12 protein-coding genes are annotated in these 15,292 nt (G+C 61.3%); 6 read left to right on the top strand and 6 right to left on the bottom strand.

Going from position 1 to position 15,292, the window contains the following annotated elements; genetic code table 11:
* The first annotated feature begins 268 nt into the window (after positions 1 to 268).
* From gluQRS to M1D88_RS20050, 3 genes are all read left to right on the top strand, one after another.
* Positions 269 to 1,150 carry a tRNA glutamyl-Q(34) synthetase GluQRS gene (gluQRS, locus tag M1D88_RS20060; RefSeq protein ID WP_458112460.1) on the top strand — a complete coding sequence of 294 codons (882 nt, stop codon included), beginning with the start codon at positions 269 to 271 and terminating at the stop codon, positions 1,148 to 1,150.
* Positions 1,151 to 1,517: 367 nt separating this feature from the next.
* Entirely contained in the window at positions 1,518 to 2,180 is a 663-nt protein-coding gene (locus M1D88_RS20055) for an HD domain-containing protein (RefSeq protein WP_458112459.1), read from the top strand.
* A 27-nt stretch (positions 2,181 to 2,207) separates the two neighbouring features.
* The gene (locus M1D88_RS20050) at positions 2,208 to 3,230 is read left to right on the top strand and encodes an NADP-dependent oxidoreductase (protein ID WP_458112458.1); all 1,023 of its coding nucleotides are present in this window, start codon (positions 2,208 to 2,210) and stop codon (positions 3,228 to 3,230) included.
* Positions 3,231 to 3,259: 29 nt separating this feature from the next.
* On the opposite strand, the gene M1D88_RS20045 is transcribed toward M1D88_RS20050, so the two are convergent.
* The 5 genes from M1D88_RS20045 to M1D88_RS20025 all read right to left on the bottom strand — a co-directional run bounded on the left by M1D88_RS20045 (position 3,260) and on the right by M1D88_RS20025 (position 9,387).
* Complete coding sequence (locus tag M1D88_RS20045) at positions 3,260 to 5,035, bottom strand: amylo-alpha-1,6-glucosidase (RefSeq protein WP_458112457.1); 1,776 nt, start codon at positions 5,033 to 5,035, stop codon at positions 3,260 to 3,262.
* Positions 5,036 to 5,113: 78 nt separating this feature from the next.
* Complete coding sequence (locus M1D88_RS20040; RefSeq protein ID WP_458114588.1) at positions 5,114 to 5,875, bottom strand: carbohydrate ABC transporter permease; 762 nt, start codon at positions 5,873 to 5,875, stop codon at positions 5,114 to 5,116.
* Positions 5,876 to 5,928: 53 nt separating this feature from the next.
* Complete coding sequence (locus M1D88_RS20035) at positions 5,929 to 6,900, bottom strand: carbohydrate ABC transporter permease (RefSeq protein WP_458112456.1); 972 nt, start codon at positions 6,898 to 6,900, stop codon at positions 5,929 to 5,931.
* A gap of 94 nt (positions 6,901 to 6,994) precedes the next feature.
* Entirely contained in the window at positions 6,995 to 8,227 is a 1,233-nt protein-coding gene (locus M1D88_RS20030) for a sugar ABC transporter substrate-binding protein (RefSeq protein WP_458112455.1), read from the bottom strand.
* 155 nt (positions 8,228 to 8,382) lie between these two features.
* A complete protein-coding gene (locus M1D88_RS20025) occupies positions 8,383 to 9,387 on the bottom strand; it encodes a LacI family DNA-binding transcriptional regulator (RefSeq protein WP_458112454.1) in 1,005 nt (334 codons plus the stop codon).
* Positions 9,388 to 9,686: 299 nt separating this feature from the next.
* On the opposite strand from M1D88_RS20025, the gene M1D88_RS20020 reads away from it, so the two are divergent.
* The 3 genes from M1D88_RS20020 (at position 9,687) to M1D88_RS20010 (ending at position 14,552) form a co-directional block, all read left to right on the top strand.
* Positions 9,687 to 13,139 carry a LamG-like jellyroll fold domain-containing protein gene (locus M1D88_RS20020; protein WP_458112453.1) on the top strand — a complete coding sequence of 1,151 codons (3,453 nt, stop codon included), beginning with the start codon at positions 9,687 to 9,689 and terminating at the stop codon, positions 13,137 to 13,139.
* A 312-nt stretch (positions 13,140 to 13,451) separates the two neighbouring features.
* Positions 13,452 to 14,315, top strand: coding sequence for a GAF domain-containing protein (locus M1D88_RS20015; RefSeq protein ID WP_458112452.1), 864 nt, complete (start codon positions 13,452 to 13,454; stop codon positions 14,313 to 14,315).
* Between the two features lie 30 nt (positions 14,316 to 14,345).
* Positions 14,346 to 14,552, top strand: a complete 207-nt coding sequence (locus M1D88_RS20010; protein WP_458112451.1) for a hypothetical protein — start codon at positions 14,346 to 14,348, stop codon at positions 14,550 to 14,552.
* A gap of 110 nt (positions 14,553 to 14,662) precedes the next feature.
* On the opposite strand, the gene M1D88_RS20005 is transcribed toward M1D88_RS20010, so the two are convergent.
* Positions 14,663 to 15,289 carry a transcriptional regulator gene (locus M1D88_RS20005; RefSeq protein WP_458112450.1) on the bottom strand — a complete coding sequence of 209 codons (627 nt, stop codon included), beginning with the start codon at positions 15,287 to 15,289 and terminating at the stop codon, positions 14,663 to 14,665.
* Positions 15,290 to 15,292: the final 3 nt, after the last annotated feature.

Genomic DNA, 15,292 nt, shown 5'->3' with positions numbered 1-15,292 from the left:
GAATCCGACAGGCTAAGGGCACGCCGGTACACCACCCGGCCCCCGGACAACGCCTCCCGCAAGGAGGAAGCCGCTGATTGACACTTGTTCACGCATCGTCGCCAGCACACATCGTTTCCACAAGCTTTACGTGGGTCAGGAAAGACGCGTCCGGACCCTTCACGACAAGAGCCCCTGAGCCACCGGCGCCGGTTCCATGGAATCCTGCGGTAGCTGAGGGGCTCTTGTGTGCATGCAGGCTTCTCCATCCTGCGCCTAGGCTGGAGGCATGACGTCAGCAGGTCGCTTTGCCCCGAGCCCCTCGGGCCAACTCCACGTGGGGAACCTGCGCACCGCCATCCTCGCCTGGATGTTTGCCTGGTCCACCGGCAGGCAGTTCCTGGTCCGGGTCGAAGACCTCGACCGCGCGCGGGCAGGAGCTGAAGAAGAGCAGCTCCGCGATCTGGCCGCAATCGGCGTGAGGTGGGACGGCGCCGTCGTACGCCAGACCGAGCGCGAGCCGGTCTACGCGGAGGCGATTGCCCGGCTCACCGCGGCGGGCTTGACTTACGAATGCTTCTGCACGCGGCGTGAGATCCAGGAAGCACCCTCCGCTCCGCACGCTCCGCAGGGTGCCTATCCGGGAACATGCCGGTATTTGTCCCGTGCTGAGGTGGAATTCCGGCGCTCCAGCCGTCCGGCCGCGATCCGCCTGCGTGCCTGGACCGACGAGTGGACCGTGAAGGACATGTTGCATGGTAGCTACACGGGGATCGTGGATGATTTCGTACTCCGCCGGAATGACGGCGTCACCGCGTACAACCTGGCAGTGGTAGTGGACGATGCCGCCCAGGGCATCGACCAGGTGGTCCGCGGTGATGACCTGCTGCCGTCCACGCCCCGCCAGGCGTACCTCGCATCCCTCCTTGAGGTGCCCGTCCCGGACTACGCGCACGTACCGCTGGTGGTTAATTCCGACGGCGCCCGGCTGGCAAAGCGCGATGGTGCAGTGACGCTCAGCGACCTGGCACAGAAGGGTATCTCAGCCGAGATGGTCCGGGACATGCTTCTGGAGTCGCTGGGGCTTCCGGCCGGGTCCTTGGATCAGGCCCTGGGTGTCTTTGACCCTCTGAGGCTGCCACGGGAGCCGTGGATCTGGCCGATCGGCTAAAGCAGGATCGGCTAAAGCAGGATCCGCTAAAGCAGGGATTTCAGTGCAGGTCATTGGGGAGGGGTGTTGGCTACTCATCCTCAAATACCCCACTCACACAAAGCTGAGGAGAGACTGAGCATCCGGGCCCGATGTTTCGCGTCCCCGTATCGTTCTGTGTAACATGCAGAACAGGTGGTCAGCCCGCTGTTCCTCAACCCGAGACTGGCCACCGCTGACCCCCTCGATTGTGCGTTGGCAGGCCATCCTCGCGCTGGGCCATGGAGCCGGGGGCTACGGGCAACGGCTGGACCAGGAACCAGGGGCTACGCTGGAGTGCGGCCTTCCGGACTGGGACCGGCCGCCTGCCGAGTAGAGGATGACAGACATGCCAGAACCACGATTCACAGTTGAGACGGCCATGGTCCTTGCCGAGGTTGCCCACAACCGTCAGAAAGACAAACTTAAGCGCCCGTACCGCGACCATGTGTTGGCAGTGGGCGATGCGCTCGCGGACTTCGACGACGACATCAGGATCGCCGGGTATCTCCACGACATTGCTGAGGACACCCCCATCACCCGGCAGGCGCTACTGGACATGGGAGTCTCCGAACGGGCTGTTGCCATCATCGAACGCGTCACCAAACGCCTGCACGACGATCCCGACGACTACCAGGCCGGGATCCGGTTCATCGCCGAAGATCACGACGCCACCCTCGTGAAGATCGCCGACAACGCCCACAACTCCCTTCCTGAAAGGGTCAAAGCTCTTGCTGAGAAGTGGCCTGACAAGCCGCCTGTCACACGGTACAAGGATGCGCGGCCGGTCCTTTATTCGGCGGTCCCCGAGGCCGAAGTCCGCAAGATCCTCGAGCGCATCAACCCCTGGCTCCTGGATGAACTCGACGAGTTGCTGGATGCCGACGACGACACCGACTACACGTCGCTGGCGTACGGACCCGGTGATGGCGCCTCACTGGATCTTGAAGCCGATGAGCTGGATTCCAGGGACGCAACGGCCGCGGAAGCCCGGCAGGGCGACCGACAGTAGCGCCGTACGGGACAGAAGCGCTGGACAGTGCGCGCTTATGTGATCACCCGCTATGGCGGGCCGGAAGCCATGGCGCTGCGCGATGTTGCCACGCCGGTCCCCGGGCCAGGGCATATGCTCATCAAGGTACGGGCAGCGGGCCTCAACCCGGTGGATTACAAGATGCGGCAGGGGAAGCTGCGGCTCCTTTTCCGGCCCAGGCTGCCGTTCATTGCAGGCTGCGAGGTGGCCGGAACTGTCGTGCGGGCCGGGTCGGGCGCCAACCGTTTCACCGCCGGGGACCGGGTGTACTCGCGGGTTGACGCACCGGGGCTGGGTGCTTTCGCCGAGTTTGTCTGTGTCCCCGAAGAGCTTGTGGCGTTGATGCCTCAATCGCTGGGGTTCGCAGAAGCGGCGGGCCTCCCGCTTGCCGGCCTCACGGCGCTGCAGGCGTTGCGGGACGAATTGCGGATCCAACCGGGAAGCCGGCTGTTCATTTCCGGTGGGGCAGGCGGAGTGGGGACCCTTGCAATACAGCTCGCCAAGTACTTCGGAGCCGAGGTGACCACCACTGCCTCTCCCCGCGGCCATGCCCTTGTCAGGGAGCTGGGCGCTGACCGCGTGGTGGATTACACGCGGGAGAATTTCGCGCACATGCTCGAGGGCTTCGACGCCGCTCTGGATGCAGTGGGTGGGCGGACGTTGACGCGCGTCTTTCGCATCCTCCGGCGCGGCGGCAGAATTGTCTCCGTGGCCGGTATCCCCGAGCCGAAGACAGCCCTCCAGGACCTCCACGCGTCCCGGGCTGTCGCCATCCTGTTCTGGGTTGTCAGCCTGGGGGTTCGGCTGCGCGCCTGGAGGGCCGGGGTTTCGTACAGGTACCTGTTCATGCACGCAAGCGGTGATGATCTCCGGTTCCTGGCCGGGCTGGTGGACGAGGGGAAAGTCCGGCCGGTAGTTGACAGCACCTATCCGCTCTCAAGGATCTCCGATGCCTTTGCGGCTTTGGAAATGGGCCGCGCTAAAGGCAAGATCATCGTCACCATGGACGACGACGGCTCTCCAGCCTAAGCGCGGCCCGCGTGTTGATCAGGTCTCAGTCACTTCGCATCGACAAACAACTCGTCCGGGGCGTCTGCTGCTGAGACCTGAGCTTCCGCTGAACGCCGAACGGCATCGGCAGCGAGGGCAAGGTAAGTGCTCGCGGTCCAGGTGTAGGCCCTGTCCCTTAGCCCTTCACCGGTCAGGGCGTCAAAATTCTCGGCGAATCCGCTGGTTTCGCAAAGAGCCCGGAACCGGGTGCTGATTCCGTTGGCCAGGTCCACATAGCCGCCTCGTCGCAATCCGTCTTCAATGAGGTAGGTTGACGGAGCCCAGATGGGTCCCCGCCAGTACCCGTCCGGCTCGTAGAGCGGGGAAGTTGGAGGCTCGGTTGCCGGTCCCCAGTTAGTGAGGTGTTCGGTGAGGCGGACCGCCATGGTTTGGCCTATTTCGGCGGGAAGCCGGTCTGAGATCAGGAGCGGAAGAAGGTTCAGGAGGCTGGTGGAGGTACTCCAGCGTCCGGTCAACGGTGCGTAGGCCCGGAAGGCGTCCCCGTCCCAGAGTTCCATCAGTCCTTGGAAAATCTTGTCCCTGTGGCCGCGCCAAACACTTTCCTCACCCGTGTTCAGTTCCTGGGCAATCTCGATGAGGACGTCCAGTTGATAGACCAGGAAGGCGGCCAGATCCGGTGACTCAATGAGCCGGTCCTTATCGAACGTCGTCGAGTTGTCCCACCCGCTGTCATTGCCATGCTGATAGTAGGGGAGCCCGCGGCCCGGGCTTGTGCGGTGGCTGATCCAGAACCCTGTCCATCGCGACAGGGCATCATAGATCTCCGTCAGGAGGTCGCCGTCGATCACGGGGAGGCTCTCCCGGAGCTTGGAGTAGGCCCATCCGTGAATCGGCGGCTTGACGTAGTTGTACAGAAGCTCGGAGTGGGAGATTGAGTCGGGGAGCGCGCCCTCGGGCGTCTGGTGATCAAAGGGGGCCAGGAACTGGTCCCACGCCTCCTCCGCAAAACCGGCGGACAGGGCCACCGCGTTGAAACAGTGGTCCCAACTCCAGACCTTGTCCATCCAGTGTTTGGACATCAGCACGGACTCGCGATGAAGGAATCCCAGGGGGCTGACCGTTGCTGAAAAGAGAACGTAGGCGGCAAGGGCAGCAGCGGGGGTCTCCTGGTTCCGCCATGACGCAATCCGGTCCAAGTAGCCTGCGAAGGTGGCGTCGGCTTTTTCGATGGCCTCCTCGAAGGACGTTTGAAGCACCAGCGGCTCCCTGGCGGTACGGAATTCATCGATGGCGATTTCCCACGTCCCGTTTGAGGCGCTCACTTCAACCCAGCGCTTGGCCTGGCCCAAGGTTTCCGAGCCGACCGCGGAGAGTGCGCCTTTCAAGACCGTGATCCTGTACCTCAAGCCTGTTTCGTAGGAGGTGAAGCACCACCCTTTGCTGGCAGGGTCGTAGTAGAAGAACGTCCCGGTAAAGGGAGTGAGGCTTGCGGCTGCGTCTTCAAGGCGCATGGCCAATCCCTGCCCGGAGATGCGCAGGATTTCAGGGCCGTCGAAGACGGCGTCAACTTTCGCGCCGCCGTCGACCCATGAGAGCAGTGAGCTATTGGCTTCAATGGAGGCATCCACTTTGCCTCCGTTCCGGCGCGGTGTCAGCCCCAGAACGCCTGTGAGGCCATTCTGGTGGCCGTTTTGATGGGTTACGAGATGGATGTCCGGTGCACTTTTGTGGAGTCCGATGACCCGCGACAGATTCAGCCATGATCCGCGGGTGCTGAAGGGGATGTGGTCTATGTCGAAGGCGACACGGGAGTTTTTGGGCATGGTGATTCCTGTCAACGGTAATGGGTGGCTCAACGGTTGTGGCGGCCGCTAGCCAGGCGAGGGGCGGTGGGGACTGATTCAGTCTTTGACGGCGCCGGCCGTGACACCTGCTGAGACATACTTCTGCGCCACCACGAGCAGGACGGCTGCCGGGATGGAGGCCACCACGGCTGTTGCCATGATGGCGTTCCATTGCTGGTTGTTGTTCCCGATGTAGGCGTAGATGCCAAGGGTGATGGGCCGCAGGGCACCGCCGTTATTCAGGGTCGATGCAAAGATGAAGTCGGACCAGGCCCAGAGGAAGGCGAACAGCGAAACGGTAACCACTGAGTTTCGGCTGACCGGCATAACGATGGAGCGGAAAGTGCGCCAGTTTGATGCGCCGTCGATCTTTGCAGCGTTCAGCAGTTCATCGGGGATTCCGGACATAAAGGCTGAAAAGATCAGCACGGCAAACGGAACTGCGATGGTCGAGTCGGCCACGATCAGCCCTGGAAGCGTGTTCAAAACTCCCATGCCCAGGTAGATGGCGTAGAAGCCCATGGCAATGATGATGGCCGGAATCATCTGGGCGATAAGCATGAGGAAATTCAGGAGCCCTGTTCCGCGGGGCCGCAGTTTGGCCAGTGCAAAGGCAGCCGGGGCCGCCACAGCAACAGTCAGGATCACTGTGCCCAGCCCCAGGATGAGGCTGGTCCCCAGGAAAGGTATCTGCTGCTGGAGGACAGCCGAATAGCCTTCGAAAGTCACGTCCACGGGAAACAGGCTTGGCGGGGATTTCCTCATATCAGTGCTGGGAGTAAGGGAGACGTTGATCATCCAGTAAACCGGGAACAGCATGATTGCGGTCAGCACAATTCCGAAAATGGTCTTGAAAGAAAAGCGGCGGGTACTCACTGATTTTCCTGTCTGCTCTGCACACGGATGTAGATGAAGCCGAAGACCACCGCGAGCACGATCAGGAGGTTTCCAATGGCTGCTGCGGGACCAAAGTCGGGAAGGACCGAGCCAAAGCCCAGCTGATATGTCCAGGTTGCCAAGGTGGTGGACGAACCTGCCGGACCGCCCTTTGTCATGATCCAGATGATGTCGAAGACTTTGAGGGTATAGACAAGGCCCAGCAGGATGGTGATGGCTGAAACCGGCCGCAGCAGCGGAAGGGTGATGCGCCAGAACTTTTGCCAGGCGTTGGCTCCATCGATGGCAGCGGCTTCATACACGTCGGTGGAGATTCCCTGCAGGCCGCTGTAGAGGATCACAAGGTTGAATGGCACACCGATCCAGATGTTGGCGATGAGAACAGCCACAAGGGACCAGTCAGGGGAGGTGAGCCAGTTGATCTGAGGCATCCCCAGCGCCATGAGGGCCGCATTGACTATGCCCGAATCGCTGTTGAGCATCCAGGACCAGGTGGACGCGGAGACAATCAGCGGCAGCAGCCAGGGCACCAGAAACAGGGCCCGCAGCGTGCCGGAGAGCCTGAACCCTGAGTGGAAGAACACTGCCAGCGCCAGGCCTATCCCGAACTGGAAGACAATCGAGACGACTGTGAAGGTGGCCGTGTGGGAAATGGCCGGTCCAAACGTGGGTGACGTGAAGACCTCGATGTAGTTGTCCAACCCGGCGAAGGGGGCGTCACCTTGGACGAAGCTGCGGACGGTATAGGCCTTGAGGCTGAGTTCGATGTTCCGGTAGAGCGGGTAGGCATAAAAGATGGCCAAGTAGAGCAGCAGGGGTGCCAGGAAGGCTGCCGCAGACCAGCGGGTCGACGCCGCAGCCCGCCGCGCGCGGGTATCCACGGCGTCGGCTGTCACGACGGCCGGGAGTACTTCCCGCGGTGCGGTCCCGATGTTCACGGGTGACATGGTGATTCCTTCTGTTGAGGTGCAGTCATTGACGCGGGCGGCGAGGGCGCAGGGTTACTTGGATCCCTGCGCCCGGACCGCTACGTCGTAACCGCTACTTTGTTGCGGCGGCCGCGGCCGACTGTGCGGTCTTGGCTGCATCCTGAGGGCTGGCGGATCCCGTCACTGAAGCTTGGACAGCCGTCCAGAGCTGTTCTGAGATTTTGGGGTAATTGGTGCCCAGGTTGTCGCTGGTGCGCCCCTTGGCGGCGGCGACGGCGTCAATCCATGGCTTGAGCGTGGCGTCGGCTGCCAGCTGTTCCTTCTGGGCTTCCTCGGTGGGCGCGATGTAGTTCAATGTGTTGTCGGTGGCCACCACGTTGGAGGCATTCGTGAGGCACGCGATGATCTTCTTGGACGTTTCGTACCGTGCGGTCTCCTTCTGGACAGGGATAGTCAGGAACTCTCCGCCGGTCGGGGCTGCCGCGGCGCCGCCGGACTTAGCCGGGATGGGCATGACCTTGTAGCCGGCCTTCGCGGCGTCTGCTTTCTGCCAGGTTCCGTTCTCGGCGAAGGCGAAGTCGCCTGCCATGAATTCCTGCCAGCTTGTGGTCTGGGTGTTGTTGATAACCGAGTTGGGAGCGTGCCCTTCTTTGATCCAGTCCGTCCACAGAGCCAGGGCGGATACGGCGTCGCTCGAGGAAAGGTCATCGAGCTGTGCTCCCGAGCCCCAGAACCACGGCAGGAACTGGAAGCTTCCTTCTTCAGTTCCGACGGCAGAGAACGTAATACCCTTCTTGCCGGACGCTTTCACCTTTTCAAGAGCTGCGTTCAGGGACGCCCAGTCAGTCACGGAGGCCGGGTCGACGGCGGCTGCCTCAAGAACCTTTGGATTGTAGTAAAGGGCAAGAGTGTTTGCCCCGATGGGAACGCCATAAACGTCTCCGTCAATTTCACCTGCGGCCAGGAGGTTCGCCTGCGTCTGGGAAGCGTCCAGGCCACTGTCCTTGGCTGAGGTCAGCACGCCGGCTTCGGCCAGGGTGGAAACCACCGGATTGTCCACCAGCAGAACATCGGGTGAAGAGCCTTGCTGGCCGGCCAGCAGGGCCTTGCTGGTCAGATCGCTGGTGTCATAGGCAGTCCGCTTGATGGTGGCTCCGGCCTCCGAACCACACTTATCGATGGATCCCGCCCAAGCGGATGAGGCATCGTACTGGGGGTATGGATCCCAGAAGGTGAACTCGCTGCTGGCTGTAGACGTAGCCTGGGATGGACCTGAAGCGCAGCCTGCCAGCCCGCCACCGGCCAGAACGGCCAAGGCGAGGACAGCGGCGGATCTGGTTTGCATTGATTTCTTGTAAAACACGGTGATCCTCTCTGAAAAACGTGCAGGTGTTGGGATTGAACGGGATTTTGGGTATGCGGTAGCTGGGCGTGGGGCTGTTTTTGGCTGTGCGGGAGTAGCTCGCGGACCCTGCGAAGTCCACGACGTGTCTGTACTGGCTAGCGGACCGTGCCCCGGTCCACGAGCTCGGGGGCGACGAAGCGGACGAGTGGTTCGCCAGCCTGGTCGGGACTGTTGATCCTTTGAACAAGCCGTTCGACTGCCATCCGGCCAAGTTCGCCAGGGGAAGTCTCGACGGCGGTGTACGGGAGTGAGAAGTCCCGGCCGAACTCCTTGGAATAGAGACTGACTACGGACAGATCGGATGGAACAGACATGCCACGATTGCTGAGGAACGCGGGCAGCGCTGCGATGGTGGCATCGTTGTGGACAATCAATGCGGTCGCATCAGGCCGTGAACTCAGCATTGCCTCGAGGCTGGTCTGAATGGCAGGCTGCCGTGATTCGCCATAGTACGTGTGCAAGTGGATGCCGTAGCGGGCTGCACGCTCCTGCGCCGCATCCCGGAAACGCCATGTATATGCTGCACCCCGGTCAAAGACATGCTTTGGCGGGCAAAGCAGCATGATGTCTCGATGCCCCAACCCGTACAGGTTGTCGACTATGACCCTGGCTGCCTCTCCGAAGTCCAGATCGAAGACGTCAAGGCCATTTGGCTCACCGGGAAGCCCAATGAGTGCGCCGGGCTGACGCACGGACCTCATCACGTCAATCCGCGGATCGGAATGGTGGATGTCCAGGAGGACCACTCCGTCGACCATGTTCGACTCCGTCACCCTACGGAGGGCCGCGGCGCCGTCGTCCTCGGTGATCATGAGGATGTCGTAGCCGCGCTCCCGTGCCGCACTGGACACTGACATAACGTATTGCATCATTGCCGGCGCGAACTCGTCAGCGTTGAAGTGAAGCAGAAGCCCCAGAACCATGGTTTTTTGGCTCGCCAGTGCCCGCGCTCCGGCGTTAGGGGTGAAGCCCAGGTTCTCCACTGCCGCCCGTATGCGTTCCTGGGTCTCCGGGGAGATGGAGCGTTTCCCCGAAAGGGCGTATGAGACAGTGCTGCGCGAGACACCAGCCTCACGTGCCACGTCACCAATGGTTGCCAAGGGTCCTCCTGAGTCGAATCGGTTCGCTAAATGTAGCCTCCATTTTTGGTTCTGGCAATGACGTGTAGTCGAAATACCTGAAATTGGCCCCCGGAAGCGTCTCATTAGGTCCAACAAGCTTGGGAAGGGGCCGATTTGGGCCAAACTCTTGTGGCCCCCATCATGCGTATGTACACTGCTCGAACCGGTTCGACAGCGTTACGACGTCACTTCACGAGCTGCCTAGCAGGATTGATGACGACGTCGTTTCCCAGCGCTGCGGACCCAACGACTGTCCCCAACCCAGAAAGCGATACTCGGTGAAACGACAACAACGTCCACTCCCCAGCCGTGTCATCTCCGCCACCCTCACCGGCGCATTATGTGTCGGTGGAGGACTCACCCTCTTTGCCCCTGCGGGAGCACAAGCTGCCCCGGCCCCGATGATGGTGGCCGCGGCTGATGTGCCTCTTCCCGATGAGAGCCTGATCCTCCATTACGATTTCGAAGCCAACCAGGTGGCTGGCTCTACGGTTACGGACCTGTCCACCAGGCACCTCAACGGTGCGATCGCTAACGTAGCCAACGCCACGTTCGTGGACGGCCGCACACCGGGCACGAGGGCTATCAGCCTCCCCGGCGGTGCGGCAGGTTCGACGACGGCGCCCTACGTCACAGTGCCCAACGGGCTCTTTCAGAGCGCGACGGCGATGACGGTGTCATCATGGATGAAGTGGGATGGCGGGGCTGATTTTCAGTGGCTGTACGGCCTCGGCAAGGACCTGAACAACGCGACGTTCCTGACGCCGTCGTTCGCGGGAGACTCCAAAACGCGCTCATCGATCAAGCCTGTCAACGGGACGGCCGAAGTCGGTGTTTCAGGAAGCAGCAAGATCCCGATTGGCAGCTGGGTAAACGTGACCACCACTATCGACCAGCAAACCATCACGTACTTCCTCAACGGCATAAGTCTGGGGACGAAGCCGGCAACTGTGGACCTGGTGGCGAAGATGTACTCCGCGACGAACACCACGTCCGGAGCCTTGGGTAAGGCGTTTTGGGGAGGGCACCCCTTTTTCGACGGCGCGATCGATGACTTCAGAGTCTATTCCCAGGCGCTGAGCCCGGAGCAGGTGCGCACCCTGGCCGGTGACACGGTGGCGAGGGCGGACTTCACGGTGGACTTGGGAACCAGCACCGGCCCCTTCCACGGCGGAGCTTCAGGCACCCTGTACGGCGTGTACGGCGAGGGGCTGCCTTCAGCCAATCTCCTGGAAGCCATCAAACTGCGCACGGTCTCCACCAAGGCCCAGGACGGACCCCAGCACCCCGGAGCCGACGCCCTGGAAGTGGTCAAGCCTCTTGCTGATGCCTCCAATGGTGATGTTTATATCTACATGACCGACATCTACCGCGGCTTCCCCTACCAATGGCCCGGGAGCACGCCGGAAGCTCGCCTGAACGACTACAAGGCCAAGGTTGCTGCCCAGGTTGACCAGGTGCTGCAACTTCCCGTCGAGTACCGGGACAATATTGTTTTCGTGCCGTACAACGAACCCGAAGGGAACATGTTCGGCACCAGCACGTGGAGCTACAACAACATCAGCTGGCTGAACGATCCCCAGTACTTTTTCAAGGCGTGGGATGACACGTACAAACTCATCAGGGCCAAGATGCCGACGGCCCGGATCGCCGGCCCGAATACCAGCACGCTTTACAACCAGGTGCAAGGTTTCCTTCAGCACACTGTGGCGGCGGGAACGGTGCCGGACGTGATGACGTGGCATGAACTCAGCGCTCCACAATCCATCCGTAGCAACGTTGCCCGTTACCGGGGCTGGGAAAACACTGCGTTCGCCGGCACCGCCCTTGCGGGCAAGCATCTGCCGATCAATCTCAACGAATACGCCTTCAACTACCACACGTCAGTGCCGGGGCAGATGATCCAGTGGTTCTCCGCCATTGAGGACTCGAAGGTGGACGGCGACATCGCCTACTGGAACATTGACGGCAACCTCAGCGACTCGGCAGTCCAGGCGAACCGCGCCAACGGCCAGTGGTGGCTCCTGAACGCCTACGCCCAGATGTCCGGGGATACTGTGAAGGTCACCCCGCCCAAGCCCGACGTCAGCTACACCCTTCAGGGCGTGGCAACGCTGGACAAGGCGAAGGCGCAATCGCGCATCCTCCTTGGGGGAACCAGCGGCAACCAGCATGTGCAGGTCAACGGAGTGGATCCGGCAGTGTTCGGCAGCAGCGTGCACGCCCTGGTCAGGGAGATCGGCTGGAGCGGCCAGTTGGGTGATGCGGCCCAGCCGTCGGTGGTTGGCCAGCTGAACCTCCCGGTGACCAACGGCTCGATCGGCTTCGATTTCGGTGCGCACCTGCCCGCCCTCAACGCTGACTCCTCCTACGAGATCATCCTCAGCCCCGGCGGGAAAGCCTCCACCGGCACCCCCGCAACCTCGCTGTGGAAGGGAACGTACGAGGCCGAGAACGCCGCCTTCACCGGCACCGGATACAGCAAGAACGGGCCGGAAGGGACGCCGTCGGCCGTCTCTAAGTTCTACACCTCAGGAAACTACAACGTCGGCGGCCTTCGCACGGGGTCAGACATCAAGCTCAACTTCGACGTCACGGTGCCACAGAACGGAGACTACGATCTCAGCGTCTTCGCCAACTCCCTGAACACCTATGGGGCGGTTCAGGAACAAGGGCCCACAAACGTGTTCCTCACCGTCGACGGCGGAGCCGAGCAGGAAATGTACCTCCCGCTGGGTTACAAGTGGGTGGTCTGGGACCACGCAGACACCAAGGTCAAGCTGACCGCCGGGAAACACACCATTTCCCTGTCTGCTAAGAACCTGGCCGGAACCAAGGGGACCAAGGGCGACGCCATTGTGGACAAGATCGACCTCACCCTGAAAAACCCAGCTGCGGGACAGGCCATATATGAAGGCGAAAACGCAACCCTCAAGGGGGCAGTTGCCGACTACACCCGTACCGGGGTCTCCGGTTCGGGTACGGCACGCATGACTCAGGGCCAAAGCGCCACGTTCTGGGTCTACTCTGCAGTCGACGGCGAGGCGGAGCTCTCCGTGGACATCCTTGGCACCGGCACTGCGAACATGAGCGTAAACGGCCAGAACGTGGCCGAAGGAATCACCGGGCCGCTCACCAAGCCGGTGTTCCTCGCAGGAGGCATCAACAAGGTGCAGGTAACAGCTGATTCGGGCACACTCTACGTGGACCGGGTCCGCACTGGGGCATCATCCGGGAAGCTCAATTCCACTGCCTATGAAGCGGAGACAGCTACGCTCTCCGGTTCCGCCGCCATCACCAACTACCTGCTGGCCTCGGGCGGCAAGGCCGTGACGAACGTTGGCGGTGATCCCAACAACACCAACACCCTCACTTTCGGAAACGTCCAGGCACCCGTGGCCGGCACGTACGCGCTGACCGTGCGCTACTCCAACCAGGAGCAGTCACCCGCCACGCACTACAACCCGGACCCGCTGGCACGCCATGCCGAAATCCAGGTCAACGGCGGAACCACGAAGCGAGGCTGGTTCCCCCACTCGTTCCACGCGGATAACTTCTGGGAACTCACAATTCCCGTGGAGCTGAAAGCAGGAACGAACACCATCAGGTTCTCCTCACAGGAGCTGCCGAACTACAACAGCACCGAACTGCTTTCAGCCACCGCTCCGGAACTGTTGAGGTCCAAATACGCACCAAATATCGACCGCATCCGGGTGACGGCACTGAAGTGACGTTGTGGTTCTTCATGACGTAGTACGGATGCACGACTCATCCTGACCCCGCAAGCAACGAGGGAGGGGAGGCCACAGCCTCCCCTCCCTCTGCGCGTGGGCCGGCAAAGGGGCGGTCCGATCGCTGTGAGTAGCAGCGGCAGCCCGCATTGCCGGCAGCGATTCATCTTCCCAAGAGGGCCCGCGGCGTGCGCGCCGGGATACTCCGATGCGTCTGCGAATCCATGGACGCCGACGATGTTGTGCTTAGTCCTGTCGTGTCATCCCCATGATTCGAGCGGAACGGGCAAGAGACATGAGTAGGCTGAGCAAGTGAAAGAATTGGGGGGAATCGTTGGCGAGTTCATCGGCCATTGGTGGCATGTTGGGCTGACCATCATTGGTGGCATTGGAATTGCCTGGGTACCCCTGCAGCTTCAGAGGAATCCGCCCCCTACGGAGCCGTTGCACAGGTGGTTGATCGTTCTTCTTGTGGTCTCCTGCGTGCTGGCCGGGGCCTCCGCGTTCGTGGAGAAGAAACTCTCCAAGAGGCGTGAAGCGATCTTTGTCCAAGAGGCAGCGGATGCATATAAGGGCGCGCGTGCCGATTTCTACCTAGCCATCACGGAAACTATTCCGCCGAACCTAGAGCAGCTAGCGAAGGCCCTCGAAGTAAAGATTGCCGGTACGGGGACCCCTCCTGAACTCATAGGTAATGTTCTTGCGCACTGCCGGGCCTTCCTGTCCACGAATTCTAATGGCGGCCATGTCCGTGCCAATTACTACCAGTTGCGAGGAGGACGCGGGGCGCGGGCGAAACTGGTCAAAGCGGACATGACCGGAGGAAACTCACGTGAAGAATTTACCCAATCTTCAAAGGACCCGGAGGGCACAGCGGTGGTTCAGACCATACTGGCCCGTGGGACCATGTTCTGCCCGGATGTGACCGATCCTGAGCAGATCTCTAAGTTCTGCTTGGTCGCTGACAAGCCCCGCGACTACAAGGCGTTTCTTACTGTGCCTGTGGCAACGCCAGAGCATATCTATGGCATGCTGTCGGTCAACGCACTCGATGGTGAAACGCTTGAAGCGGAAGACGAGAAGATGCTTCGGCTCATGGCATGGCTGATCATTACAGCGGAAATATTGGCTCAAGACTCAGGTCTTACCGAGTTACCAGCGCCGCAAAATGTGTAACACTGATAGCCAAGGTGAAAGGACTAGTCCATGAAAACTCTTCACGCGACTAAAGTTCAAGGCAACCGAAACGACACGGCCGAGTATGAAGCCCTACTGGCACGCTACGCGCGTGCTCGGAAGGAGGCAGAAGTTCTGGCCCAACGCGAACTGGCCAATGAACTCAAGAAACGGCGCAACGCATTATGGCGTTCTGTAGCCCTCCGTTACGCGGGGGCCAAGCACTCAAAGCCGTAGCCTCATGTACTCCGAGGCGCCTTCTGTTCCAACTCTTCAAAAGCCCTGGCGTTCACGCCGGGGCTTTTCGCTGACCAAAAGTAATCACAAGTTGCTCTAGAACGGTCGTCTCAGAAACGCGGAATACCGAGGGTGGAAAGCAGGTCCTCGTGCAGCTGGAACCAGACGGAGTGATAGGAGGCCGGACTGTCCGTCACGTAGTCCAGATCGCCGAACTTGCTGCGCTTGATCGCGTCCCCGAGCCGCAGGGCGTACCGCTCAAATCGGGGCAGCGCTGAGGCCAGGTCCGCACAGACAACGCCGGCGCCGGCATGGAACTCCACGAACCTGTACAGGACGCGCGCATCGTAGCCGGAGTCGCTGTGGTCGTTCATCTTGAGCGTTCCGTCACCGGGTATTGTCTGCCACGCGGTATAGAGGTCCAGCAGTTCCGGGTTCAGCACAAGGAACCGATCATACGCCTGCGTCAAAGCTTCTCTTGTGCCGGCCGCTGCGAGCTCGCTGGCTACCAACTCCGCGTCTTTGGTTCGGCCGGCTTCCGTAAGGCCCCACCCGCCGAAATGGCCAGGAACGCGGGTCACCAGACCGGCCACAGCCAGGTCCAGCAGTTGCGACTCGGTCTCGGGTTCAGAAAGCCCGGCGGTATCAGCTATGCGCTGGAGGCTCGCGAAACCGATGCAGCGGATGGTGTGGAGCACCAGCAAGTAGACGTTGCTCGGTTGGGGCGTCTCGCGCATGGG

This window comes from Arthrobacter sp. R1-13, assembly GCF_054161475.1.
Note: the sequence above shows the minus strand (reverse complement) of the source record. Positions and strands in the feature narration are given on the sequence as shown.

Bases quoted from the DNA above. Each gene is read 5' to 3' on its own strand.
- M1D88_RS20035 (WP_458112456.1), bottom strand. From the start codon at position 6,900: ATGTCACCCGTGAACATCGGGACCGCACCGCGGGAAGTACTCCCGGCC.
- M1D88_RS20005 (WP_458112450.1), bottom strand. From the start codon at position 15,289: ATGCGCGAGACGCCCCAACCGAGCAACGTCTACTTGCTGGTGCTCCAC.
- gluQRS (WP_458112460.1), top strand. From the start codon at position 269: ATGACGTCAGCAGGTCGCTTTGCCCCGAGCCCCTCGGGCCAACTCCAC.
- M1D88_RS20030 (WP_458112455.1), bottom strand. From the start codon at position 8,227: ATGCAAACCAGATCCGCCGCTGTCCTCGCCTTGGCCGTTCTGGCCGGT.
- M1D88_RS20045 (WP_458112457.1), bottom strand. From the start codon at position 5,035: ATGCCCAAAAACTCCCGTGTCGCCTTCGACATAGACCACATCCCCTTC.
- M1D88_RS20010 (WP_458112451.1), top strand. From the start codon at position 14,346: ATGAAAACTCTTCACGCGACTAAAGTTCAAGGCAACCGAAACGACACG.
- M1D88_RS20055 (WP_458112459.1), top strand. From the start codon at position 1,518: ATGCCAGAACCACGATTCACAGTTGAGACGGCCATGGTCCTTGCCGAG.
- M1D88_RS20040 (WP_458114588.1), bottom strand. From the start codon at position 5,875: ATGCTGTTCCCGGTTTACTGGATGATCAACGTCTCCCTTACTCCCAGC.